The sequence below is a fragment of the Gilliamella sp. B2969 genome (assembly GCF_026536195.1).
GTDB lineage: Bacteria > Pseudomonadota > Gammaproteobacteria > Enterobacterales > Orbaceae > Gilliamella.
Map to the genome: position 1 here is coordinate 23,722 of NZ_JAFNOP010000004.1, position 21,865 is coordinate 45,586.

A 21,865-nucleotide genomic window follows, 5' to 3' on the forward strand; every position below is an offset into this window, starting at 1 on the left:
CTAAATTTAAATAAGCCTAATAACTTTATTCTACCAACCACAAACAGCCCTTAACGGCTTTATAGCTTCATTAATACCAGTTAAGTCAAACGTAGCATCCACTGGTTTTTCACTATATGGAGTAACACGAATAAAAAATTTATTTTTATCTAATAATTTCTTTATAAATTTTATTGATGCTTCTCCCTCGCCTAATAAGCTATCATAAAAAATGGCTTTATGGTCAGTTGACGTCCCCCAATACACATCAGAAATAGCTTTTTCAGAATCAAGTCTAGTTAAAGGTTTAATTGGTTTGTTACTTAAAAAAATATCATAATTAATAAAAACTGATGTCGCATTCTCCCTGCATCTAATAATAAGAATAGGTTTAAATTTTTTATAACCAACATTTATATAATCATTCGCATCTAAGCTTAAATATACAGATAAACTATCATCTACTGGCGATGTATCTTTAAAGATTCCCCACTGCCCTATACCTTGTGTAGGTATTACTATAGTTTCAACATTAGACAAACTATCATAACATTTCAAACGTTCATCTTTATTAGGTTTTGATTTACATGAATCAATTTTTGACTGCAACTCATCATCAGCAAAAACAAAAAATGGAAACATCAATATACAAAATAAGATCTTTTTCATACCATCTCCTTAATTTTTGGTTAATGGTATGAAATTTCATCTACTAAATCAACTATGCCACTTTTGTAAACAATTCAATAATATGACCTCTAATAAAGCATTCTGCGGCAAGTAATGTTTTAGTTATTTCTGTTGTTTGCTTACCCAATATTCGCGCTTGTTTACTACAAGAGATTTCACGAAGATAAAAAGCAGTTAAAATAGCCCAACGCTCAACATTATCAGCTTTAAGTCTAAGTACAGCATTATCAACAACCTCTGCTTCTTGCTCTGTCAAATATTGACGATAATCAAAATCACGAGGCGCACCCTCTATGCCTGCTGATTTGGATGGATATTCTGTTCCCATACGCTTTAAAACACGGGTATTTTTCCATGCGGTTAAAATATCTTTAGTTTCTCTCATTGCGCCCCTCTTCTTAATTCTTTTAACTTAAATTTATATTCAGCTTTAATCTGCTTAATTTGTTCTATAGTGTATTTTTTTGGCTTATGAGGTCCTTCCAACCATTCAACTTTTTCAGCACCTATTTTTTTAACTAAATTAATTCTATATTCAATTATGTTCCCTGATTTGTGGTTGTTACATGCAGAGCATTGTTTATGAACATTGAGTTCACAGAAGCGTAACTCTGGACATGCGCCAACACTTCGATAGTGTCCTGCGTGATACTGCCCATTGTGATAGCGTTCACAGCTAATGCACGGCTCGTTTTTATCTCTTTCTCGAATAAATGCATTAAATACAGTTTGTGCTTCTTCTAGATGATCTGAGCGAGTTTTAATTTTCTCTTTAGCTATTTTCTTCAATTGACGCCTAACACGTTCCTGAACTTTGTTATCTTTTGCATACTGAATAGCACAATCAATTGAACAAACTTGAGCCAGCGAATTAAATAATGTAAATTTCTTACCGCACGCTTTGCATTTTTTCATTTTAATATTGTGCTTTTTATTCATTTTGCTTTCTCTTTATTCATATAAAACTTTCCGCAAGAGCCTTTAACATCACCGCTAACACTGACCAAAGGACGATTGCAAACAAATAAATCTAAATTCATGTCATATACGCATTCACCGCCGCATTCCGGACATTTAAAACCTGTTTTAATTAGTTTGTGTTTTTTGGGCATGTTCCTACCTTTGATAATTGGTCTTTATATTGCTCAGCTAGTTTGATTGCTTCCTTGGCTTCATTGCTCCATTTCACACCTAATTCATCACCAGTTTGCAATGCAATATTAATAATTCTGATAAACATTTTTTTATTTAAGTTCCGAATTGAAATGTAATCACTCAAAAGAGTTGATTTATCTAAGCAAGGTAAAAATTCAAACTCGAATGATTGCCCGTTCTCTTCTGCCTCGTCCTTTAAAGCTTGATAGCCTAGTAAATTTTTCCATGTTGATTTAGGTCTAAGTTTTCCAAACCAAATGGCTTGCTCAGATAAATCACCAGCCATTGCCCATACTTTCTTCAATTGAATTGAACTGTGCTTTTCTTCATCAATAACGATTCTTAACGGATGTTCGCTATCAACTGGTAATTGATTAATAAAATTTATGGCTGTATTACGTGCAACTTCATGAGTTAATCGAATTTCCTTAATCATATCTAAACCCTCTCACATGTAAAATTACGCACATGCACATCAACTTTAGATTTACCGAATTGCGTTTTAACTGTAGATAGTTTTTTAATTAATGATTTTTCAGTTATCTTAGAATCACGATGTAAAACAATTGATCCCCAACTTTGCCACCCTTTTTTAATTTCTGCTGTTATCTTGTAAGCCATTTTTGTATTAACTCCCTTAATTTTTCTTTATCTTCTTCAGAATATTTTTTAACTAGTTTTGCTAGTTCATATTTAATTTTTGCTATATTTGCACCGTGTTCTCTAATCGCTCTCACATAGTCATACGCTATTTTGTCGAGCATGTGATAGTGTCCCTGTGGGCAGTGATTAAATCGTCGTAACACAAACCCGACCTGTTTTTAACATTTGTTTAATGTTAGCGATATGCTCCATACTCTTTGCTGAAATTTGATCATCTTTAAACTCAAGCATTGCGATAGTGTTTTCTGGTTTTGGTAGATAGTAATTAGCTTTTTCTTGAGTTAATAAACCAGTAAAAACAGCATGATTGATTGCATCCGCACGCTTTGCTTTATCACTACCAAGTGACACAAATGCTTCTGAAATTCTTCCGCTCATCATTGATTCATTAACTAAACGTTCGTAAGCCTCGATAAATGTTCTTCTCGCTCCAATTTTGTCGCCATTTTTATAAACAATTTCAGCTTGCGCCCAAGCTTTTGCTATTTCGTTAGTCCAAACAACCGTATTAGTTTCATCACTGGCAAGTATTGCTATTGCCCAAGCCTCGTCGGGTGATAAATGGTTACTCGATCTGCCCATAAGATTTATTAAATCAGCAGGCTTCGGCATAAACTCACTTTTACGTACCCACGTGTTAGCAGCTCTACGCAATGAATCAATCGGGTATTGACCCAGCGTTGACCAATAAATATTGACTTTGGTTGTACTCGCTTGCTGTCCGTATAGCTCAAGAAGCCCACCAATGACAGCTAAAAAATCATCTGTAATCTTTGCCATGATTAACTCCTCATACTCTCTAAAACTGCCCTGTTACGTTCGGCAAGGGTCATGAATTTTGATTGTGTGCAATTAGGTGTTTGTTGCTGATTGTTCAAATACCTATACTCGAATGTTTGCCAACCCCGACTTAAAGTCATTTCAATAAGTTCGTTAGGGTTATACCCAGCTCGTACAGCTTTGTTCAGTTCTCGAATTAGATAATTAACAGCGCCTTGGGTTAGAGGTTTCTTTATCGATTTTCTAAATTTAATAAAATCATCAATCAAATTTTTTTCTAACATGCCATCAAGTCCAGAAAAATCGAATCCGTTAATAACTAGGTTATTGACTGGTTCTTTGACTGGTTCAATAATATGACTGGTTATGGGTGCAGGATTTGCACCATAGGATGGTGCAGGAGATTCACCACTAGGTGCAGCATTTGCACCACTACTGGAACCATTTGCACCATAGGGTGCAGGATTTGCACCACTAAAATTGAGGTAATAAATATTAGATTTATTTAACCCATTTTCTGATTTTCTACTCTCAATTTTCAGTAATCCATCGACTTCTAATTGCTTGATATGATTTTGTACAGAACGTTCAGAAATTTCGCATTGTTCAGCAATATAAGAAACGGACGGGAAACATTCGCCTTTATCGTTAGCATTATCAGCCAATTTAATTAAAACCAATTTTCTAAGTGGATTGCCAACTTTTAATTTCATGGCTTCAACCATTAATAACATGCTCATGAATACCTCTCTAATTAGTGGCTTTTTTATATCATTTCATCAATTTCTAAGTATTTTCTTGCTAACGTTTTTATCGATTTAAGCTCTGCTTGCGAAACTTCTAACGAATCATCAGGAACAACTTTCAACCCTAAGCAAGTAATTAACTTTGCAATCACTGGAAGATCATCATTTTTTAATCTAGATATCTTCGATTCACTCATTTCCAGTTCTAGAGCTATAGTTGTTTGCGTTTTCTCTGCAAGACGCTGCAAGATTATGCTTTCAATCTTTCTCGATCTTTCATCTGCTTTATTTGATAATTTTTCCATTGATTTGGTCTCTGTTAATTTTTCGGTACAAAGAACTGTCTACTTTTAATTTTCCATTAGTAAATTCTTGTAGACGATAAGCATTTTTTTCTGGGATTATTTTTCCCCATTGAGAAACAGCAGCAGGACTAATCATCAAAATATCAGCTATTTTTTTGGGGCTTTTAAAATAAGTTAGAACTGTTTTTTTTAGCATAATTTAAACCCAATAATTTTAGTTTTCTGAAATATTACATTGTTAGAAATCTTAAGTCAATATGATTTAAGATAACTTAAATAAAAAAAGAGGTGTCATATGGCAACAGAAACAATTGGTCAAAGAATACGTAGGCGAAGAAAAGCATTAAATCTTACGCAAAAAGACTTGGCTAAATCTCTACAGGACGCTAGTCATGGTTCTATATCACAATGGGAATCAGATACAACATCACCCAGCGCTAAAAATTTATTCGACTTATCAATAGCTCTTGAGTGTGATTTTGCATGGCTTCTAAATGGCGGAGAAGAAACCAATGTCGTTCCCGCATCACTAAAATCATTTAAAGTTCCACTTATTAGTTATGTACAAGCAGGAGTATGGACAGAGTCTTGTGAATTAAGAGATTCAACTGGATTTGAATATATTATGACCTCATTAGAATTATCGGATAAAGCATTTGCATTACAAATTAAAGGCGATTCTATGGAGCCTGAGTTTAAAGAAGGTGATGTTGTTATTATTGATCCTGCTGTAAAACCAACACCAGGCGAATTTGTAGTAGCAATGAACGGAGAGTCTGAAGCCACATTTAAAAAATATAGAGAACTGGGCTATGATAAGCATGAAAGAATGCAGTTTGAGCTTATTCCATTAAATCCAGACTACACAATTATGAGTACATTAAAACAACAAATAAGAATTATCGGGACAATGGTTGAGCATAGAATATTTAGAAGAAAAAGATGATAAAAATAATAAGTACGAAAATGGTTGATTTTTAAATAAATAACTAAATAACTAGAATATAAGGAGTTAGGATGAAAATATCTTATTATAAAGTTTATGAGCAGAAAGAAAATTCTGACGAAGATAAAAAAGAAAAAATAGACATTAATTTCAAAGATATAGTAGATAATATAATCAAAAATCAGCATGCATATTCAAGTGAATTTATTGCTAAGATTTTAAAAGACGTATATGTTTTTGTAAAAATCAACAGCACTGATTTAATAAAAAAAATCAACACACAAGATCTTTCTGTAACAGAAATTCAATCAATACTAGATAAAGATGAAAGTATTGGTTTTTCTTCATACTTTATTATAAAAAATAACATAATTGGTTATGGTCCAACTTTATTATCGGCAAAAATAAATAGATTTTATAGTTACATTAACTCTTCTTACATGGATGCAAGTAATGGGCACATAATATTTGAACCGATTTGCAAAAATGTAACAGCAGAAACAGCAATGAAACTTGAATTTATAGGTAAAACCACTATAAAAGTTGAAGCTAAAAGTTCTGGAGTGCTTGGTTTTTTTGGTATTAGTGGTGTAAATGAAGAATTATTGGATTGCTTAGAGATTACAATTAAACCGAAAAGAGGTAAAAATATTAAAAAATTAACACAATATTTAATTGAAAATAAGATGAACGAAATAGAAAAGATGAAATTCATGGCAAAAGAAGAAATGGCAGATCATGCAGTCGAATTATATTTAGATGAAAACATATTATGTGACCACGTCGATCACAAAGTTTCTTCTGAAATTCCTTTTGCAATGGAATCCAGATATCAAAACTCAAAGAAAATAATAAAAGAATTGCTAAAACAATAGACACTGTACATAAACACAGTATAATATGCTCAGGAGGATTGTTGAATGAGCAAAACCATTATACCATTAATCGTGGTAACAATATCTAATGCTATTGGATTTACAATTTCTTATTTTTTCCTAAGCATCGTGCAGGAAATAAATATTGAAGCTTATGGTTCTTCTATCTGCGAATTTTCCGGAACCATTTTGGGTTTTCTAATTGCATCGTTAACTATTGCTTTAGGCATAAATGGAAATCATATTAATAAGTTTAAAAAATATGGTTATTTTAAGGCGCTTATTCTATTTTATTTAATAATGTTTATCGAGTTAATATTAACTTTTTTTTCAGGAATAATGTGCTTCATTAACCCCATAATCACCAACACTTTGTATATATCAATTGCATTGACAATATCAAGCCTAATCTGTGTTTTTTTAGCATTTATACAAATTATTAATTTATCGATAAAAAAATAAATTACGAACCCGCCCATAGCGGGTTTTTTCACGCCTAAAATCCGCATAAACACATCTAAAAACCTAAATCTTTTACAAATTAGATTTCCTGACTCCTAATATAACCAATTTTATACTTCTTAAATATATTTTAGATTTCTTAATTATTTTATTGACATTTAATTTTAGATATCTTAAATTATTAAACATCAAAACAAATCAACTTAACAACAAAGTTAAACAAGACTACGAGTTATTTAACAAGTTAAGAAGATTCAAGTAGCTAGCAGGGGCATATGAACATACTGCGGTTTTGATTAGATAGTCGAACGGCGCGACTTTAAACCATGCGTCGGGTGCTTGGCGGGTCAGGATGACGGCAATAAGACACGATAAATAATCAAACTAAATGCCTTTCAGTGAGAGATATCTAGTTTGATGTTATTTACAACATCCACCTGCTAGGAATGCAAATGCCTTTTCTGGTTTTGTGAGTTTTATTTGTTGCTCTAATGGTACATTTAAATTTTTTTGAGCGAGTAAAATTGCTGGATTCTCAAGTATTGCCCATGGAGTTTTATCTTCCTTCTCAATATCTAACAAGTTATCTATAAGTTCATCATCACTATACTTATAAGCTAGTGTTGATAATTTTTGATATTTATATTGTTGTGATAACGAAAAGGAAGATGTTTCACCAAATCGATATTTACCTTGAATACCTGTGAGAAAAACAATGCACAAACCAAAAAAAGTTGGATGAAAATTAAAGACAATTGTCGAACCACAAACAAACATTAGTAATAATATTAATCTATCTATTCTCCCAGTTAATCTTGCAAATAATTTTTCAAGATATAAAGAATAAATAATCCTGTCTATGGTTTCTTCTCTTGTCATTTTAATCTCCTATTTCTTACCTCCACCATTATTTGGTGCTGGGGGTGGCGGGGGTGATGGCGTTCTAACATTTGTTGGTTGTTTATGGTTATTAATGATGTCACCCGTGGGTTGTCTCACCATATTCGTTGGTTTGTGATCATTAAGAATAACTTTATTTTTTTCATTCATAATCAAATCCTTATATGTACGTGGTTATACATATTCTAAATCCTTGTACGTGGTTGTCAAGGAAGCACGAGCCTGAGCGTGTTGCAGTATTACTCAGGCATATTCCTAAGCGCTTTTACAAGAGTTCTTACGAATATTGACAGCTCGGAAAGACGGCACATCCTACATCCTATTTGCCCCGAAGTTTGGGGCTTTTTTACAGAATTTTCAAACCTTGGTTAAAAGAGGAACAAAACAATGGATAAATTAACACCACAGAATGTAGAGCAGGAATATATGATTCAAATTTTATTAGCAAAAATGCAGGGAATTGAAGTTCAGATTCTGAATTCAATTGGTGATTGGTCAATAAGTACGCGTGATGTTATCTGTATAGATTCAATCTACCGTATCAAATCCCACGAATTACCGATCACCAAAGAAATGTGGGCGATGATAGGTGAAGAATGGAAATGGGCAGCAATGGATGAAGAAGGTGATGTGTGGTTTTATAAAGAAAAACCATACAACACCGGTGAGTGTTGGCACACTGATTCGTGGGGTTACACCTTAAATATTTTAGCTATAGACACAGACCGCATCGACTGGCGAAAATCTCTCACAAAACGCCCCGAGGGGGTATAAATGAACACGATACCAACAGACCATGCCGGCTGTAATGTTTATCAAACAGACCGATTTAGAAATGATTATAAACTAAACAAGGGTGAACAAATGTACGCCCTTTTTTGTACCTGTGTACTAACGATTGGCATGTTATTTATGTTGATTCACTGGATGTTTCAGATCGCAACGGATTAAAAAATGAAATGGCAAGAAATTTATAACTCATTACCGATTCCGTCAAAAGTGATTATTGATATAGCAGAAGCTTATAAGGTTGATTTAACAGAATTGGCAAATTTACAGGTTCAAAAACAAGAAAACGACACACATTTAAACGAGGTAAATCATGGAATTAGCTAAATTAGATGCTCCTTTCCACCCCAAAGATATTGAATGGAGAGTACAGCAATGCGGCATCTCGAATAATAAACCATGGTGTATGGTTTTAGCGTATGTAACAAACAGAGCTATTCAGCAACGGCTTGATGAAATTTGCGGAAAAGAAAATTGGCAAAACGATTACGACCCAGCCCCTGATGGGGGGGTTATGTGCAGTATAAAAATCAAGATTAATGGTGAGTGGATAACAAAAAAAGACGGCGCAGAAAACACCCAAATAGAGGCTGTTAAAGGCGGTATTTCTGGGGCAATGAAACGTGCAGGTGTTCAATGGGGAATTGGTAGATATCTGTATGATTTAGAAGAAGGCTTTGCTAAGACTTCTTTGGAAAAAGTTGATGGATGGAATAGAACGCGAACAAAAGACGGGACATATATTTGGTGGGAAACTCCAACACTTCCAGACTGGGCATTACCAGTTGAGTATATTTTGTCGCTGTTTGATGGAGAGGCTGCTAACTGCAAGTCAGAGGATGAGCTAAAAACGGTTTTCGCAAAATACTATAAACGTTGTGATGTGTTGGGCGTAGGTGATCAGCTCAAATCATTGAGCGATAGATATAAACATAAATTAGAGAACAAACAATAATGAGGCAGGCTAACATTTATTTCGATATAGAAACCATCCCGACACAATCTGAAAATATAAAAAATTATATTCACAACAGCCTGATAGCTCCAGCAAATTATAAGACCGCTGAGGCAATCAGTGCTTGGGTTGAGAAGAATAAAGAGCCAGCATATCGTAAAACCGCTTTAAACGGCGGTTTTGGTCAAATAGTATGTATTGGTTACGCTATTAACGATAGTGATGTGAAAACAATTTATTATGATAAATGGGCTGAATCTGAAAAAGAAATTTTGGTAACATTTTTTAATGATTTGAAGAATTGCTACACACCAAGCGCAGAGATAATACCTAATTTTATTGGTCATAATATCGAAAATTTTGACCTACGCTTTATTTATCAACGCGCAATTGTTTTAGGAGTAAATCCACCATCATTTCTACCGCTCAACAACAAATCTTATAACAATATGTATATATTCGACACTATGATCGAATGGGTGGGAAAACGTGGTTTTGTCTCTCTCAATGAGATTTGTATGTCATTGGGTTTACCAACGAAAGGCGACGCGATAGACGGCTCGAAAGTATGGGATTTTGTGCAAGCGGGCAAAATCAATGAAGTTGCAGAATATTGTGCCGCTGATGTTGAAAAAGTCCGAGCCATTTATAAAAGAATAATGTTTCAAAACATAACTTAATTAAGCTAATAGCCGTCTAAGTGACGGCTTTTTAAAAGGAGTAAAACAATGACCAGATTAACCAAAAGAATTAAAGAGAAAATTTGTAGAAAAGCAATTGAGCAATCACCAGTAAATAAAGAGTTGGCAGAGGTGAATAGCCAATTATCGAAATTGACACTTGATGTTTATAACGATAATGCGACAAATGAACAAATTGAAGATATGTGTAAAATAGTAGAACGTGTTAAAAAACTACCGTTTAATTTTAGAGGTTTTTTTGAAACTTCTTACATTAAATGTGTTTTCGGTGGAATGTATACAAATTTATATACTCCAGACGGTGTTATTTTTTATGATTTAAAAGAAAATCCTACTTATACGGCAGAGCATGAGTTTACAAAACGATTTTTAGATTTAGAGCATAAAAAAGATAGTTTAATTAAACAAAAAAATGATTTGAAGCTTGAGATTCTGGCTCTCCTAGATAGATGTGCAACTCTAAAGAAGTTACAACAAATATGGCCAGAATCAGTTAATTTTCTAGGCAGTATAGAAACTGATATAGCTATCATCAATTTACCTGCCGTAGTTATTGAAGATTTAAATAACAAGCTTGGCATTTCTTCTTAATTTACTGTTTTCGTCTGGTATATGCGTTGATGATTAGCTGTTAGCAGAGACCTATTCCTTATAGAGAGCGCACTAATTTGAAATATGCAAGTCAGTGTTTTAATAATTCAATTATGACGGTAGTCACGCCGTTGGCGACAGAGTGACAAACTTAACTGATTTAACTAAATTTACAGGCAACTAAATGGCAATATTAAACAAATCACAAACAGAGAAGCAGAGCAAGGATTACTGGCGAACGCCACAAGAATTGATTGATGACGCATTAAAACTAATCGGAGCTAAGGGATTCGATATTGATGTTTGTTGCTCTGATGAAGACGTTCAAATCCAAAACAGCGATTGGTGTTTGTTAGAAAGCCAGGATGCGTTGAGTGATATAGATTGGTTTTCTGATAATTATTATTCTGATTGCTCCAGCCCTATTTTCACGACGTCGTTTTGTAATCCGCCCTTTTCTCAAAAATGGAAGTTTTTTAATAAGGCGATTGAACAATCTAAAAAATGGGGAAAGTCAGTATTAATGGTTCTGCCATACACCCCTGCAACCAAGCAATGGCATGAAAATGTACACGGTCAAGACTGCATTATTTACGTTCCCGACGGTCGTTATCAGTATTTATTACCTGACGGCACCAAACCCGTGAATAGCTGTAATTTTGAAACATGTTTAATTTTAATTGTACCGTTCAAGTGCGGGAATGTAATAGTTAATTATAAGAGAGGTTTAGATGGCTAGATTCACAGGAACTTTAGTAATAACTACAAACGCAAAATATCAATTTGAAATTGAAGCTGAAACTCAAGAATCGGCATTATATCAGTTAGAAAACGAACCGTTTAGTTATTTATCCTCGCCAAAATCTATCGACGAAATGACATTCGAAGTAAGCGATGTTGAACTTAAGGTGAGCGCCCACTATGATGAATTGAAAGAATCGCTCCTCTTAGTGCTTGAGGAGATGCGCAAGGTGATGGAATTAGAAAATGCTAAAAACCAATTGGAGAAAGAAAATGGCGAATAAAAAAGTTAGCGATTTTGAAAAAAAGATTTTGAATAAAATAGATAATACAATCAAATTAACACAAGAAGAAATTGCGTATATTTTTCATCACGGAGAAAGACTTGAAGATAAATATTTTCCGTCATCAAATTTAACAATGTGTGTTGAAAGCATTGTTGCGATTGGTGAACGTACCTTTCAAATTAATGGGTATTATTGTTCTGATAATCTTTGTAAATGTTATTTCCGTGATCAACACCCAATCGAAGTTAAAAAAATCAAGCGTATGGTTGAAGATGAAAGATGGGTAGTAATTCGTGCTGTTATTAGTGCATCACTGTGACACCAAATGGAGGTTAAATGGACAATGAGAATCTAATCTCATTATATAAACAAGGTTTAAGCATCCCTCAAGTATCAAATAAATTAAGAGCGAGGAATAAAAATGGCACGTGGAATTAATCGTGTAATTCTAGTGGGGAATTCAGGACAAGACCCAGAAGTCCGTTACATGCCAAATGGTAGCGCTGTTGCCAATTTCAGTGTTGCAACTTCAGAATCATGGAAAGATAAACAAACTGGGGAACAGAAAGATCGTACTGAATGGCATCGAGTTGTCGTGTTTGGTAAATTAGCTGAAATTGCTGGTGAATACGTTAAAAAAGGAACGCAGGTATATTTGGAGGGTCAATTGCAGAGTCGTAAATGGCAAGACCAATCAGGACAAGATCGTTACACTACAGAAGTTGTTATCAACCCTATTGGTGGAACATTGCAGATTTTAGGCTCTCGTAGTGATGATTCAAACCAGCAGCAATCACAACAACCAATTAATCACCCTATTCCGCAAGATGAGCCACCAACAGAATTTGATGATAATTCTATTCCGTTTTAATTTGACAATGATTTTATCGGGTTGTATAGTTGTTAATACTACAACATACGCGGCCTTCCGCACCCGATAGATTAGCGGTTTTTTTATACCTATTTTTTAGGTATTTGATCATATCTATGATCGGGTCGAGAGGACGTAATACAATACTCGAAAGAGAAATAAGTCCCGCCGTCGTATGCGGTAGTTGAAGCCCGATCACCTACTAAGTGATCAAATTACTAAACATACGAGGTATAAAGTCATGTCACATCAACTATCAGTTTTCAATTTCAATAATTCTCAAGTTCGTGTTCAATTATTAAATAATGAACCTTTATTTTGCCTTACTGATGTTATCAAGATTTTGCATATAAAAAATGCCAATGCTAGTCGTTTCAATATGTCAGAAGCTGGTATACATAAAATGTATATCAGGTCGGGAGGGCAGAATCGTGAGGTAACTTTTATCAATGAACCTAATTTATATCGTGTAATATTTAGAAGTAATAAAAAAGAAGCTGTAGAATTCCAAAATTGGGTATTTGATGAAGTGTTACCAACAATTCGCAAAACTGGCTCATATTCGCTAACTATCAATTCAGAGCAACAACAGGCAATCAAGCAAGCCGTAAATGAACGTTCTTACCGAACAGGTGAACATTATCAAGCAATTTACACCAAGCTTTATGAACAATTCAAAATCCCTCGCTACCAAGATTTGCCTGCCTCTAAATTTGATGAGGCGATTAAGTGGTTAGGCGGTGTGCATTCTCGAAGCGGGTTATCTGACGAAGATTGGTATGATTTAGCATGGTTATATAAAGCCGCTGAAAGGATGCGATATCAAATAGAATTAATAGAGCCTGCATTGCGCATGATTGACTCAGGTTTTAGAGGCAATTTTTATTCTATGGCTCGTGAATACAAGCGAGTTTTATATAGTGCTAAAGTAATAATTGAACGGGAAACAGCACATATTCAGCCAAAAAATATTATCGATAAATGGAACAATGTTTTGCCAATAATTAGACATTGCTAAATATTTTTAAAGGGCATTAAGCCCTTTATCCCCCGAATCTGTTAATAACTCGTTTGATATCCACCCTATCCTATTAATTTAAAATCAATTCTCACGCTGATTATTTAGTGTGCGATAACTATTTTCTAAAGGAAATGATTATGACTATTGATGAACTAAAAGCAGAATTAATCCGTATAGCAAACTCTAATGCTGACGAGGAAATATGCCACGGCGAAGCTGATGATTTAATAATTAACTTTCTAGCACAACTAGACCCTGAAATAAGAACAATATTTGACTCTATCGATAAATGGTATGCATGAGGTGATTAAGTGAAAGAGATTAAGAGATACAGCAAATTAAGGACCAAACATGACTAACTACACTAAAGAACAAAGAGAGATGATTGAGTAGGTAATTATTATGGAGATTATCACACTAAAAGAAGCTTCTAAAATATCCAAACTATCATATACATACCTCTTTGAGAGAAAGCTGGAATACGGGTTTTCATATCAATCTAAATCCGAAAAGAAGAAAGTTGGGAAATGGTTAGCTGATAAAAAAGAGTTTGAAGAAAAGTTCAAAGCAAATCATAATGCAAATAGGCTAACCTCTGAAATTAAGGAGGTAAAAAAATGTCAATCAAAAAGCGTGGTGAATACTGGCACATTGACATCGTCACGCCAGATGGCGGAAGAATTAGGCAATCTACTGGCACGACAGACAAAAGGCAAGCGTTAGAGTATCATGACAGGCTAAAAGCTGAATTATGGGATACTGTGAAACTAAATAAAAAACCGCAACGGCTATTTGAAGAAGCGGTTATTTTATTTTTAAAAGATGGTAAAGAGCAAAAAAGTTTTAGAGTGAAACAAGCGCGAGCTGAATACTTTTTATCAAAATTTGCAGGTCGTGAACTATCATCTATAACTGGTGAAGAAATACTAAAATCATTGCCAGTTATAGTTGAAAAAACGTGTAAAAAAGTTTCTAACGCAACAATAAACAGATATCGAGCTGATATTATGCGTATGTTCTCTTTAGCATATAAGTTAGATTGGATCGATTCTGTGCCGTTTGTTCCAAGAGTTAAAGAGCCTAAAGTTAGAGTAAGATGGATAACAAAAGAAAAGGCTGCTCTTCTAATTCAAAACCTGCGTTTGCAATGGATGAAAGATGTTTGTTTTTTTGCATTATCCACAGGTGCACGAATGAGTGAGATATTTACGCTAACATGGAATAACGTTGATCTAGTTAATCGTGTAGCTACTGTAACAAATGACAATGCCAAATCGGGTAAAGCGAGAGCTTTGTTGTTAAATCACGATGCGATTGAATTAATACGAAAATTGAGATTTAAAAACAATTGCGATTTTGTTTTTACAAGATCAACTCTAAAACGTGTTTATGATATTGATCGTCGTGACTTTAGTGATGCATGTGAATTATCAGGTATTGAAGATTTTCATTTTCATGATTTGAGGCATACTTGGGCAAGTTGGCATGTTCAAGCGGGTACACCACTCTATACGTTAAAAAATCTTGGCGGATGGGAAACGTTAGAAATGGTGAATAAATACGCCCACTTGAATGCTGATCACATGTTAGAGTTTGCAAACAATGTCACATTTACGTCACAAAGCACAATTGACTTTTTCGGCACAGAATCAAAAACTGCTTAAAACCGTTAAAAATCATATTGTTAATGGTGGGTTGTGAGGGGATCGAACCCGCGACCAATTGATTAAGAGTCAACTGCTCTACCGACTGAGCTAACAACCCACGAAAGAATTGGAGCTATTGTATATAAACTTAATAAACAATGCAAATTATGATTGGCATTTTTTTAAAATGTGAACTAAATTGCAGAATTATCAAATTTATTATGATATTTTTTTAATATTAAAAGAGTTATACTAATAAAATAATTTTAGACATAAAATCTGAAAAACATTAAATAAAATTCCATTTTTTGCATATTTATAAATTATGGATTAGAAGTAAAACGAGGAGGCAAAAATGAAAATATCTTCTATTGCAATGCTCATGTCAATGGGTTTAGCAAGTTCTATGGCTTATGCACATCATGCAAATGAAATCATCGTCCGTGGTGGTCCTGTTTACGTTCACCCAAAAGATTCAAGTGATCATGTTAAAGTAGGCGGAGCCAAAAGTGATTTAAAAGCTAAGGCAGATAAGGACACACAGCTTGGTTTAAACTTTCAGTATATGGTGACTGATAATCTTGGTATTGAACTACTCGCCGCAACCCCATTTAGTCATCGTGTAAAACTTGGAGGGGGCAACTCTACTGGTTTAGCGGGTGCTCATCTTGGTAAAATTAAGCATTTACCACCAACATTAAGTGCTGTATTTTACCCACTTGATAGTAGCTATGAGTTCCAACCTTATGTGGGATTAGGCGTTAACTATACTTTCTTCTTTGATGAAAAACTGAGTGGCGATGCTAAAAATGTAGGTTTTCATGGTTTAGATTTGGATAGCTCTTGGGGATTAGCTGCGCAAGTTGGTGCTGATTATAACATTACTGAAAATTGGCTTATCAATGCTCAATTACGTTATATCGATATTGAAACTAAAGCTAAAACTCATTTAGGTGATACCAAAGTAACGGCCAAGTATAAACTTGATCCATGGGTTGCCATGATTGGTGTTGGTTATAAATTCTAATATTATCAGGTCTAAAAAAACTCTCGTAACAACGAGAGTTTTTTTTTCAAACTAAAGACTTTTTATTGCTTCATACTGCTCTTGTAATTTAGCTTTGTCAGCCACATAGCCTTGTTGTTTTTCTTTCTCTTTAGCCACTACAGCTGCTGGTGCTTTATCAACAAAGCTGGCATTGGAAAGCTTGTTATCAATACGTGCAATTTCGCCTTCAATGCGAGCTATTTCTTTTTCAAGACGAGCTAGCTCATCATCTTTATTGATCAAACCAGCCATTGGAATAAGTAACTCTGCACCATCAACCAATTTGGTTACCGATAATGGCCCTGCCTCACTTTCATCTAACAAGACAATTTCGGATAATCTTGCTAAAGACTCTATAAAGGTGACATTGTCACTAATAATGCGATGCACAGTCGGTGATGCTTTTCTGATCAATAATTGTAACGGTTTGCTTGGCGCAATATTCATTTCAGCACGAATATTGCGAACAGCGATAACGGCATCTTTAATCCAATTGATATCAGCAACTGCTTCATTATCAGCTAATTTGCTATCAAAGGCAGGCATTGGTTGTAACATAATAGTATCTGCTTTGATGGCCATTAATGGTTTTACACTTTGCCAAATAGCTTCAGTTATGAATGGAATGATTGGATGAGCCAAACGCAAGAGTGCTTCAAGGACTGTTACTAACGTATGACGAGCTGCTCGTTGTTGATTTTGCTCGCCATTAGCTAATACTGATTTGGTTAACTCCAAATACCAGTCACAGAACTGATTCCAAGTAAATTCATATAAGATATTAGCCGCTAAATCGAAACGATAAGTATCAAATGCTTCGCGGTATGTTTTCACCGTTTGATTAAACTCCGCTAAGATCCATTTATCCGCTAATGAATACTCTAAATCACCACCTTTAAATCCACAATCGTGATCTTGAGTGTTCATTAATACATAACGGCTAGCATTCCATAGTTTATTACAGAAATTACGATAACCTTCTAAACGTTTTAGATCCCAATTAATATCACGACCAGTGGACGCCAGTGCGGCTAAAGTAAAACGTAATGCATCGGTACCGTGGGCTTCAATGCCGTTAGGGAACTGTTTTTCAGTACGTTTGGCAATTTTTTCAGCAAGCTGTGGTTGCATCATGTTACCAGTACGTTTTTCTAATAAATCGGCAAGTGATATCCCATCAATCATATCTAAAGGATCAATAACATTCCCTTTAGATTTTGACATTTTCTGCCCTTCTTCATCACGAATCAAGCCAGTTACATAAACTGTTTTAAAAGGTACTTGAGGTTTGCCATGTTCATCTTTGATGAAATGCATCGTCATCATAATCATTCTTGCGACCCAGAAGAAGATGATATCAAAACCAGTTACAAGAACATTAGTTGGATGGAAAGTCGCTAAATCATCTGTCTTTTCTGGCCAACCTAAGGTTGAGAATGTCCACAGCGCTGATGAGAACCAAGTATCAAGTACATCATCATCTTGTGATAACTCGATATCAGCAGATAGACCGTTTTCACGGCGAACTTCAGCTTCGTCACGACCAACATAGACATTACCTTGATTATCATACCAAGCCGGAATTCGGTGCCCCCACCATAATTGGCGCGAAATACACCAATCTTGGATGTCATTCATCCATGAAAAATACATGTTTTCGTACTGTTTAGGTACAAATTGAATATCGCCATTTTTTACAGCAGCTATTGCTGGTTCAGCTAAGACTTTAGCGCGAACATACCACTGATCGGTTAACATTGGTTCAATGACCACGCCACCACGATCGCCGTAAGGAATGGTGAGATCATGTGGTTCAATTTTTTCTAAAATACCTTGAACTTCACACTCTGCAACAACTAATTTACGTGCAGCAAAGCGTTCTAAATTTTGGAATTGTGTCGGAATATCAGTTGAGTAAGCGGTGCTTGACTCACCATTAGTATCAAATACTTCTGCTTGCGTACGAATCTCACCATCAAAGGTAAAGATATTAATCATCGGTAGTTGATGACGACGCCCTACTTCATAGTCATTAAAGTCATGAGCAGGCGTAATTTTTACACAACCCGTACCTTTTGTCATATCCGCATGTTCATCCCCAACAATAGGAATACGACGATTGACAAAAGGTAATATAACAAATTTACCAATAAGATCTTTATAACGAGGATCTTCAGGATTAACCGCCACCCCAGTATCACCAAATAGTGTTTCAGGACGAGTGGTTGCGACAACAAGATAATCTTTACCATCTGCCGTTTTTGCACCATCCGCTAATGGGTAGCGCAAATGCCACATTGAACCTTTAACTTCACGATTTTCAACTTCAAGATCTGAAATTGCCGTGCGTAATTTTGGGTCCCAATTTACTAAGCGTTTACCGCGATAAATCAAATCTTCTTGATAAAGTCTTACAAAAACCTCTTTAACAGCATTAGAAAGGCCTTCATCCATCGTAAAACGTTCACGATCCCAATCAACCGAATCCCCTAAACGTCGCATCTGTTTAGTAATGCTACCACCTGATTCGGCTTTCCATTGCCAAATTTTTTCGATAAAGGCATCTCGACCATAATCATGGCGAGTTTTATTTTCTTCAGCGGCAATTTTACGTTCTACCACCATTTGGGTAGCAATACCTGCATGGTCAGTACCTGATTGCCAAAGCGTGTTATTACCTTGCATACGGTGATAGCGAATTAGTGCATCCATAATGGTCTGTTGAAATGCATGTCCCATATGCAAACTACCCGTTACGTTTGGTGGTGGAATAGCAATGCAATAGCTAGGCTGAGATTTGTCACCATTAGGCTTAAAGTAACCACTTTCTTCCCAATGTTGATAGATAGGTTGTTCGATTTCTTGTGGATTATAAGTCGTATTTTTCATAATAAAGGCATCAATCCTAATTCAAGGCATAAAAATGGCTATTATTCTACAGTAAAAAGACATAACAATAAATTGCTATACGAATAAAGTCGTTGATTAAATCGATTTTCCGAGACGGGTAGAATATGTTAAAAAAAGATCGCCGGTCGATAAGCGATCTTTTATATTAATAAATTGATTGTTAATGATGATAAATAAAATTATCGATCAATCGAGTTTTACCAATATAAACCGCTAAAGCGCATAGTGTATCTTGTGTTAACTGCGATACGGGTTTTAATGAACTAAGATCGACAAATTCAATATAATCAATTTTAGCAAGTGACTGTTGTTCAATAAGTAATTGCATCGCGCTAAGAATGGTCGCTACTGATCTTTCCCCTTGAGCGATCATAGTATTAGCAAGTTCTATCGATTGATAAAGACAAACGGCTGCTTTGCGCTCATTATCAGTCAAATAGCTATTGCGCGAACTCTTAGCCAATCCATCACTTTCACGCACAATCGGACAACCAATAATTTCGATGGGAATATTGAGATCTTGAACCATTCGTTGAATGACGGCTAATTGTTGCGCATCTTTTTGTCCAAAATAGGCGCGATCAGGTTGAGTAATATTAAATAGTTTGGTGACAACCGTACAAACACCTTTAAAATGTCCCGGTCGCTTTTTTCCACAAAGCGCATCTGTTAAACCATTAACATTGACATAGCTATTGAAATTCGCGTCATACATTTCATCGGCGGACGGACAAAAAATCAAATCAACGCCCATTTGCTGACAGGCTTTTTTATCTCTTTCTAAATCACGCGGATAGCTAGCTAGGTCCTCTTTAGGACCAAACTGCATTGGATTAACGAATATTGTAACAATCACTCTTTGATTATCTTTTTTAGCGCTAGCCATTAAGCTTTGATGACCTTCATGCAGATATCCCATGGTCGGCACTAAACCAATACTTTCGCCATTGTTACGCCAAGCTTTAACCTGATCGCGGACTTCATCGATAGTGGTTATAACTTTCATGTTTATTATTCTTCCAAGCTAGTTTGAAAATTCAGATTTGAGTTTAGTCATGATCTCATCATCAATAGCAAACTCATGAATAGGTGCAGGGAATTGTTGCTGTTTAACTTCTTGGCAATAATCCGCAAATGCCTGTTTCATTTGGTCCCCCATTGGGGCAAAAGATTTAACAAATTTGGACGATACACCATCATACATAGATAACATATCTTGATAGACTAAAACTTGCCCATCACAACCATGACCTGCACCAATCCCAATAGTAGGAACGCTAACAAGTTCAGTTATGAATTTAGCTAAATCGGCAGGTACACATTCGAGTAAAATTGCCGCAGCACCTGCCTGTTCAACAGCTAAAGCATCTAAAATAATCGCTTTCGCTGCTTGGTAATTTTTACCTTGTACTTTGTAACCACCCAATGCTAATACTGATTGTGGCATTAAGCCAATATGAGCAATAACCGGTATAGAAGCTTGCGCTATCATTTTGATATGTTCGCAAAAAGCCTGCCCACCTTCAAGTTTAACGGCTTGAGCATTGCCTTCTTGAATCAATCGACCAGCATTATACACTGCATCATAAACAGAAGCATGGTAAGACATAAACGGTAAATCGGTTACAACTAAAGCCGTTTTAGCCGCTCTAGCAACAGCTTTTGAATGATGAATCATATCCTCCATGGTGACCGATACAGTGCTATCATATCCAAGCATAACCATGCCTAAGGAGTCTCCAACTAACAGACAATCAACACCACTTTCATCCATTAGTTTTGCGGTAGTATAGTCATAAGCTGTCAACATCGTAATTTTTTGTTTATTTTGTTTATATTTTTGTAAAGTAAGGATAGTATTTTTCAAGGTAACAACTCCAATTCTAATTGTCGATAGTCCTTATTGGGATGTTTTTGTCGACTAATATTAAGCAAAATAGTCGATAATTGTTGATAAATTGGTTTGAGCTCATTTGGCATTGCCATCATATGTTGCTTAATGGTTTCAATATCGTTACGCTCTACAGGTCCAGTTAATGCATCAATGACACCCGCTTTACAAATGTTGTTAGCATTACCAAGAAATAGAGGATGCCAAGCTTGTTCACTAAACTCTTTATCTAATCCACATTGATTAAGTAAATCTACACCTATTTGTACCAGAGCTAGCACTTGATTACTTAGCATGACACAAGCAGCATGATATAGTGGCTTTTTATTTGCTGAAAGAATTGCCAAGCGATTAGGTAATAGCGCTAAAAAACGTTGTAATTGGTCGATAATAGCTTTATTTGCTTCGAGTGTAAAAGAGACGTCCGACATAGCATTATAGCAATCGAACTTATCATAAATAGCGTATAAAGGGTGTAATGAAAAAGCAAATGGATGCACAACTTTATTTTGCTGAAATATGTGTGATGTCAATAAGCCACTACAATGGCCAATCCATTTATTGGTAATAGGTAATTGACATAAATCATGCCAAACAGAAGCAATTTGACCATCAGCTACTGTCACCAATAAACAATCGCAATCATTCACTAAATCAGCTAAAGATGAATAGGCATAAGATTGAGTAAAATCACTTGCTTGTTTGGCATGTTCATAAGTTCGGCTATAAAAGCCTGCAACTTGCAAACCAGATAAACTAAAATATTTCGCTAGTGTGCACCCAACTTTACCTGCTCCAATAAAACCAATAATCATATAAATACATCAATTTTAAAATGATCTGCATTATAACTGAATCGCCTTAATATTCAATGCGATTGATATAATCGACTCTAATAAAATTTCAATCACTA

33 protein-coding genes and 1 tRNA gene are annotated in these 21,865 nt (G+C 35.2%); 17 read left to right on the forward strand and 17 right to left on the reverse strand.

The window, feature by feature from the left end:
* Positions 1 to 30: 30 nt before the first annotated feature.
* The 10 genes from J3U66_RS04375 to J3U66_RS04420 form a co-directional block, all read right to left on the reverse strand.
* Entirely contained in the window at positions 31 to 648 is a 618-nt protein-coding gene (locus J3U66_RS04375) for a type VI secretion system-associated protein TagO (RefSeq protein WP_267348124.1), read from the reverse strand.
* Between the two features lie 52 nt (positions 649 to 700).
* The gene (locus tag J3U66_RS04380) at positions 701 to 1,054 is read right to left on the reverse strand and encodes an antiterminator Q family protein (protein ID WP_267348126.1); all 354 of its coding nucleotides are present in this window, start codon (positions 1,052 to 1,054) and stop codon (positions 701 to 703) included.
* The gene (locus J3U66_RS04385; RefSeq protein WP_065635058.1) at positions 1,051 to 1,608 is read right to left on the reverse strand and encodes a recombination protein NinG; all 558 of its coding nucleotides are present in this window, start codon (positions 1,606 to 1,608) and stop codon (positions 1,051 to 1,053) included. Before J3U66_RS04385 ends, J3U66_RS04380 begins: the two co-directional genes overlap by 4 nt.
* Before the next feature lie 151 nt (positions 1,609 to 1,759).
* Positions 1,760 to 2,260, reverse strand: a complete 501-nt coding sequence (locus J3U66_RS04390) for a recombination protein NinB (protein ID WP_267348129.1) — start codon at positions 2,258 to 2,260, stop codon at positions 1,760 to 1,762.
* Between the two features lie 2 nt (positions 2,261 to 2,262).
* Positions 2,263 to 2,445, reverse strand: a complete 183-nt coding sequence (locus J3U66_RS04395; protein WP_267332670.1) for a DUF1187 family protein — start codon at positions 2,443 to 2,445, stop codon at positions 2,263 to 2,265.
* Positions 2,430 to 2,588, reverse strand: a complete 159-nt coding sequence (locus J3U66_RS04400) for a hypothetical protein (protein ID WP_267348131.1) — start codon at positions 2,586 to 2,588, stop codon at positions 2,430 to 2,432. The genes J3U66_RS04395 and J3U66_RS04400 overlap by 16 nt, the downstream gene beginning before the upstream one ends.
* A gap of 25 nt (positions 2,589 to 2,613) precedes the next feature.
* Entirely contained in the window at positions 2,614 to 3,267 is a 654-nt protein-coding gene (locus tag J3U66_RS04405; RefSeq protein ID WP_267348133.1) for a hypothetical protein, read from the reverse strand.
* 2 nt (positions 3,268 to 3,269) lie between these two features.
* The gene (locus J3U66_RS04410; protein ID WP_267348135.1) at positions 3,270 to 4,007 is read right to left on the reverse strand and encodes a helix-turn-helix domain-containing protein; all 738 of its coding nucleotides are present in this window, start codon (positions 4,005 to 4,007) and stop codon (positions 3,270 to 3,272) included.
* 26 nt (positions 4,008 to 4,033) lie between these two features.
* A complete protein-coding gene (locus J3U66_RS04415) occupies positions 4,034 to 4,318 on the reverse strand; it encodes a CII family transcriptional regulator (RefSeq protein WP_267348137.1) in 285 nt (94 codons plus the stop codon).
* Positions 4,299 to 4,514 carry a Cro/CI family transcriptional regulator gene (locus tag J3U66_RS04420; RefSeq protein WP_065635065.1) on the reverse strand — a complete coding sequence of 72 codons (216 nt, stop codon included), beginning with the start codon at positions 4,512 to 4,514 and terminating at the stop codon, positions 4,299 to 4,301. Before J3U66_RS04420 ends, J3U66_RS04415 begins: the two co-directional genes overlap by 20 nt.
* Before the next feature lie 99 nt (positions 4,515 to 4,613).
* Here J3U66_RS04420 and J3U66_RS04425 point away from each other — a divergent pair, with 99 nt between their 5' ends.
* The 3 genes from J3U66_RS04425 to J3U66_RS04435 all read left to right on the forward strand — a co-directional run bounded on the left by J3U66_RS04425 (position 4,614) and on the right by J3U66_RS04435 (position 6,601).
* The gene (locus J3U66_RS04425) at positions 4,614 to 5,264 is read left to right on the forward strand and encodes a LexA family protein (protein WP_267348140.1); all 651 of its coding nucleotides are present in this window, start codon (positions 4,614 to 4,616) and stop codon (positions 5,262 to 5,264) included.
* Between the two features lie 71 nt (positions 5,265 to 5,335).
* Positions 5,336 to 6,139, forward strand: a complete 804-nt coding sequence (locus J3U66_RS04430) for a hypothetical protein (protein ID WP_065635067.1) — start codon at positions 5,336 to 5,338, stop codon at positions 6,137 to 6,139.
* Between the two features lie 45 nt (positions 6,140 to 6,184).
* Positions 6,185 to 6,601, forward strand: coding sequence for a hypothetical protein (locus tag J3U66_RS04435; RefSeq protein ID WP_267348143.1), 417 nt, complete (start codon positions 6,185 to 6,187; stop codon positions 6,599 to 6,601).
* 420 nt (positions 6,602 to 7,021) lie between these two features.
* Here the strand turns inward: J3U66_RS04435 and J3U66_RS04440 are convergent, their stop codons facing one another.
* A complete protein-coding gene (locus tag J3U66_RS04440; protein ID WP_267348145.1) occupies positions 7,022 to 7,480 on the reverse strand; it encodes a hypothetical protein in 459 nt (152 codons plus the stop codon).
* 9 nt (positions 7,481 to 7,489) lie between these two features.
* Positions 7,490 to 7,651 carry a hypothetical protein gene (locus J3U66_RS04445; protein ID WP_267348147.1) on the reverse strand — a complete coding sequence of 54 codons (162 nt, stop codon included), beginning with the start codon at positions 7,649 to 7,651 and terminating at the stop codon, positions 7,490 to 7,492.
* Positions 7,652 to 7,888: 237 nt separating this feature from the next.
* Here J3U66_RS04445 and J3U66_RS04450 point away from each other — a divergent pair, with 237 nt between their 5' ends.
* The 13 genes from J3U66_RS04450 (at position 7,889) to J3U66_RS04510 (ending at position 15,121) form a co-directional block, all read left to right on the forward strand.
* Entirely contained in the window at positions 7,889 to 8,275 is a 387-nt protein-coding gene (locus J3U66_RS04450) for a hypothetical protein (protein ID WP_267348149.1), read from the forward strand.
* A 180-nt stretch (positions 8,276 to 8,455) separates the two neighbouring features.
* Complete coding sequence (locus tag J3U66_RS04455) at positions 8,456 to 8,617, forward strand: hypothetical protein (RefSeq protein WP_267348151.1); 162 nt, start codon at positions 8,456 to 8,458, stop codon at positions 8,615 to 8,617.
* On the forward strand, positions 8,604 to 9,245 hold the full coding sequence (locus J3U66_RS04460) for a Rad52/Rad22 family DNA repair protein (protein WP_267348153.1): 642 nt from the start codon (positions 8,604 to 8,606) through the stop codon (positions 9,243 to 9,245). The genes J3U66_RS04455 and J3U66_RS04460 overlap by 14 nt, the downstream gene beginning before the upstream one ends.
* Positions 9,245 to 9,925, forward strand: coding sequence for a 3'-5' exonuclease (locus J3U66_RS04465; RefSeq protein WP_267348155.1), 681 nt, complete (start codon positions 9,245 to 9,247; stop codon positions 9,923 to 9,925). Before J3U66_RS04460 ends, J3U66_RS04465 begins: the two co-directional genes overlap by 1 nt.
* Positions 9,926 to 9,973: 48 nt before the next feature.
* The gene (locus tag J3U66_RS04470) at positions 9,974 to 10,537 is read left to right on the forward strand and encodes an Nmad5 family putative nucleotide modification protein (RefSeq protein ID WP_267348157.1); all 564 of its coding nucleotides are present in this window, start codon (positions 9,974 to 9,976) and stop codon (positions 10,535 to 10,537) included.
* A gap of 184 nt (positions 10,538 to 10,721) precedes the next feature.
* Entirely contained in the window at positions 10,722 to 11,276 is a 555-nt protein-coding gene (locus tag J3U66_RS04475) for a DNA N-6-adenine-methyltransferase (protein WP_267348159.1), read from the forward strand.
* Positions 11,269 to 11,562, forward strand: a complete 294-nt coding sequence (locus J3U66_RS04480; RefSeq protein ID WP_267348161.1) for a hypothetical protein — start codon at positions 11,269 to 11,271, stop codon at positions 11,560 to 11,562. Before J3U66_RS04475 ends, J3U66_RS04480 begins: the two co-directional genes overlap by 8 nt.
* Positions 11,552 to 11,884 carry a hypothetical protein gene (locus tag J3U66_RS04485; protein WP_267348163.1) on the forward strand — a complete coding sequence of 111 codons (333 nt, stop codon included), beginning with the start codon at positions 11,552 to 11,554 and terminating at the stop codon, positions 11,882 to 11,884. The genes J3U66_RS04480 and J3U66_RS04485 overlap by 11 nt, the downstream gene beginning before the upstream one ends.
* A gap of 102 nt (positions 11,885 to 11,986) precedes the next feature.
* On the forward strand, positions 11,987 to 12,436 hold the full coding sequence (gene ssb / locus J3U66_RS04490) for a single-stranded DNA-binding protein (RefSeq protein WP_267348165.1): 450 nt from the start codon (positions 11,987 to 11,989) through the stop codon (positions 12,434 to 12,436).
* A gap of 241 nt (positions 12,437 to 12,677) precedes the next feature.
* Positions 12,678 to 13,454: a BRO family protein gene (locus J3U66_RS04495; RefSeq protein WP_267348167.1), complete on the forward strand. Its 777-nt coding sequence runs from the start codon at positions 12,678 to 12,680 to the stop codon at positions 13,452 to 13,454.
* 140 nt (positions 13,455 to 13,594) lie between these two features.
* On the forward strand, positions 13,595 to 13,759 hold the full coding sequence (locus J3U66_RS04500) for a hypothetical protein (RefSeq protein WP_267348169.1): 165 nt from the start codon (positions 13,595 to 13,597) through the stop codon (positions 13,757 to 13,759).
* A 100-nt stretch (positions 13,760 to 13,859) separates the two neighbouring features.
* Complete coding sequence (locus tag J3U66_RS04505; protein ID WP_267348171.1) at positions 13,860 to 14,180, forward strand: hypothetical protein; 321 nt, start codon at positions 13,860 to 13,862, stop codon at positions 14,178 to 14,180.
* Entirely contained in the window at positions 14,075 to 15,121 is a 1,047-nt protein-coding gene (locus tag J3U66_RS04510; RefSeq protein ID WP_267348173.1) for a tyrosine-type recombinase/integrase, read from the forward strand. Before J3U66_RS04505 ends, J3U66_RS04510 begins: the two co-directional genes overlap by 106 nt.
* Positions 15,122 to 15,145: 24 nt before the next feature.
* Here J3U66_RS04510 and J3U66_RS04515 read toward each other — a convergent pair.
* A tRNA-Lys gene (locus J3U66_RS04515) sits at positions 15,146 to 15,221 on the reverse strand.
* A gap of 237 nt (positions 15,222 to 15,458) precedes the next feature.
* On the opposite strand from J3U66_RS04515, the gene J3U66_RS04520 reads away from it, so the two are divergent.
* Positions 15,459 to 16,130, forward strand: a complete 672-nt coding sequence (locus J3U66_RS04520) for an OmpW/AlkL family protein (protein ID WP_267348175.1) — start codon at positions 15,459 to 15,461, stop codon at positions 16,128 to 16,130.
* Positions 16,131 to 16,181: 51 nt separating this feature from the next.
* Here J3U66_RS04520 and J3U66_RS04525 read toward each other — a convergent pair whose 3' ends face one another.
* The 4 genes from J3U66_RS04525 to J3U66_RS04540 all read right to left on the reverse strand — a co-directional run bounded on the left by J3U66_RS04525 (position 16,182) and on the right by J3U66_RS04540 (position 21,767).
* Positions 16,182 to 19,040: a valine--tRNA ligase gene (locus J3U66_RS04525; RefSeq protein ID WP_267348177.1), complete on the reverse strand. Its 2,859-nt coding sequence runs from the start codon at positions 19,038 to 19,040 to the stop codon at positions 16,182 to 16,184.
* Positions 19,041 to 19,221: 181 nt separating this feature from the next.
* On the reverse strand, positions 19,222 to 20,067 hold the full coding sequence (panC, locus tag J3U66_RS04530; RefSeq protein WP_267348178.1) for a pantoate--beta-alanine ligase: 846 nt from the start codon (positions 20,065 to 20,067) through the stop codon (positions 19,222 to 19,224).
* Positions 20,068 to 20,085: 18 nt separating this feature from the next.
* Entirely contained in the window at positions 20,086 to 20,928 is an 843-nt protein-coding gene (gene panB, locus J3U66_RS04535) for a 3-methyl-2-oxobutanoate hydroxymethyltransferase (RefSeq protein WP_267332612.1), read from the reverse strand.
* The gene (locus J3U66_RS04540) at positions 20,925 to 21,767 is read right to left on the reverse strand and encodes a Rossmann-like and DUF2520 domain-containing protein (protein ID WP_267332611.1); all 843 of its coding nucleotides are present in this window, start codon (positions 21,765 to 21,767) and stop codon (positions 20,925 to 20,927) included. The genes panB and J3U66_RS04540 overlap by 4 nt, the downstream gene beginning before the upstream one ends.
* Positions 21,768 to 21,865: the final 98 nt, after the last annotated feature.

Bases quoted from the DNA above. Each gene is read 5' to 3' on its own strand.
- J3U66_RS04375 (WP_267348124.1), bottom strand. From the start codon at position 648: ATGAAAAAGATCTTATTTTGTATATTGATGTTTCCATTTTTTGTTTTT.
- J3U66_RS04380 (WP_267348126.1), bottom strand. From the start codon at position 1,054: ATGAGAGAAACTAAAGATATTTTAACCGCATGGAAAAATACCCGTGTT.
- J3U66_RS04385 (WP_065635058.1), bottom strand. From the start codon at position 1,608: ATGAATAAAAAGCACAATATTAAAATGAAAAAATGCAAAGCGTGCGGT.
- J3U66_RS04390 (WP_267348129.1), bottom strand. From the start codon at position 2,260: ATGATTAAGGAAATTCGATTAACTCATGAAGTTGCACGTAATACAGCC.
- J3U66_RS04395 (WP_267332670.1), bottom strand. From the start codon at position 2,445: ATGGCTTACAAGATAACAGCAGAAATTAAAAAAGGGTGGCAAAGTTGG.
- J3U66_RS04400 (WP_267348131.1), bottom strand. From the start codon at position 2,588: ATGCTCGACAAAATAGCGTATGACTATGTGAGAGCGATTAGAGAACAC.
- J3U66_RS04405 (WP_267348133.1), bottom strand. From the start codon at position 3,267: ATGGCAAAGATTACAGATGATTTTTTAGCTGTCATTGGTGGGCTTCTT.
- J3U66_RS04410 (WP_267348135.1), bottom strand. From the start codon at position 4,007: ATGAGCATGTTATTAATGGTTGAAGCCATGAAATTAAAAGTTGGCAAT.
- J3U66_RS04415 (WP_267348137.1), bottom strand. From the start codon at position 4,318: ATGGAAAAATTATCAAATAAAGCAGATGAAAGATCGAGAAAGATTGAA.
- J3U66_RS04420 (WP_065635065.1), bottom strand. From the start codon at position 4,514: ATGCTAAAAAAAACAGTTCTAACTTATTTTAAAAGCCCCAAAAAAATA.
- J3U66_RS04425 (WP_267348140.1), top strand. From the start codon at position 4,614: ATGGCAACAGAAACAATTGGTCAAAGAATACGTAGGCGAAGAAAAGCA.
- J3U66_RS04430 (WP_065635067.1), top strand. From the start codon at position 5,336: ATGAAAATATCTTATTATAAAGTTTATGAGCAGAAAGAAAATTCTGAC.
- J3U66_RS04435 (WP_267348143.1), top strand. From the start codon at position 6,185: ATGAGCAAAACCATTATACCATTAATCGTGGTAACAATATCTAATGCT.
- J3U66_RS04440 (WP_267348145.1), bottom strand. From the start codon at position 7,480: ATGACAAGAGAAGAAACCATAGACAGGATTATTTATTCTTTATATCTT.
- J3U66_RS04445 (WP_267348147.1), bottom strand. From the start codon at position 7,651: ATGAATGAAAAAAATAAAGTTATTCTTAATGATCACAAACCAACGAAT.
- J3U66_RS04450 (WP_267348149.1), top strand. From the start codon at position 7,889: ATGGATAAATTAACACCACAGAATGTAGAGCAGGAATATATGATTCAA.
- J3U66_RS04455 (WP_267348151.1), top strand. From the start codon at position 8,456: ATGAAATGGCAAGAAATTTATAACTCATTACCGATTCCGTCAAAAGTG.
- J3U66_RS04460 (WP_267348153.1), top strand. From the start codon at position 8,604: ATGGAATTAGCTAAATTAGATGCTCCTTTCCACCCCAAAGATATTGAA.
- J3U66_RS04465 (WP_267348155.1), top strand. From the start codon at position 9,245: ATGAGGCAGGCTAACATTTATTTCGATATAGAAACCATCCCGACACAA.
- J3U66_RS04470 (WP_267348157.1), top strand. From the start codon at position 9,974: ATGACCAGATTAACCAAAAGAATTAAAGAGAAAATTTGTAGAAAAGCA.
- J3U66_RS04475 (WP_267348159.1), top strand. From the start codon at position 10,722: ATGGCAATATTAAACAAATCACAAACAGAGAAGCAGAGCAAGGATTAC.
- J3U66_RS04480 (WP_267348161.1), top strand. From the start codon at position 11,269: ATGGCTAGATTCACAGGAACTTTAGTAATAACTACAAACGCAAAATAT.
- J3U66_RS04485 (WP_267348163.1), top strand. From the start codon at position 11,552: ATGGCGAATAAAAAAGTTAGCGATTTTGAAAAAAAGATTTTGAATAAA.
- ssb (WP_267348165.1), top strand. From the start codon at position 11,987: ATGGCACGTGGAATTAATCGTGTAATTCTAGTGGGGAATTCAGGACAA.
- J3U66_RS04495 (WP_267348167.1), top strand. From the start codon at position 12,678: ATGTCACATCAACTATCAGTTTTCAATTTCAATAATTCTCAAGTTCGT.
- J3U66_RS04500 (WP_267348169.1), top strand. From the start codon at position 13,595: ATGACTATTGATGAACTAAAAGCAGAATTAATCCGTATAGCAAACTCT.
- J3U66_RS04505 (WP_267348171.1), top strand. From the start codon at position 13,860: ATGGAGATTATCACACTAAAAGAAGCTTCTAAAATATCCAAACTATCA.
- J3U66_RS04510 (WP_267348173.1), top strand. From the start codon at position 14,075: ATGTCAATCAAAAAGCGTGGTGAATACTGGCACATTGACATCGTCACG.
- J3U66_RS04520 (WP_267348175.1), top strand. From the start codon at position 15,459: ATGAAAATATCTTCTATTGCAATGCTCATGTCAATGGGTTTAGCAAGT.
- J3U66_RS04525 (WP_267348177.1), bottom strand. From the start codon at position 19,040: ATGAAAAATACGACTTATAATCCACAAGAAATCGAACAACCTATCTAT.
- panC (WP_267348178.1), bottom strand. From the start codon at position 20,067: ATGAAAGTTATAACCACTATCGATGAAGTCCGCGATCAGGTTAAAGCT.
- J3U66_RS04540 (WP_267332611.1), bottom strand. From the start codon at position 21,767: ATGATTATTGGTTTTATTGGAGCAGGTAAAGTTGGGTGCACACTAGCG.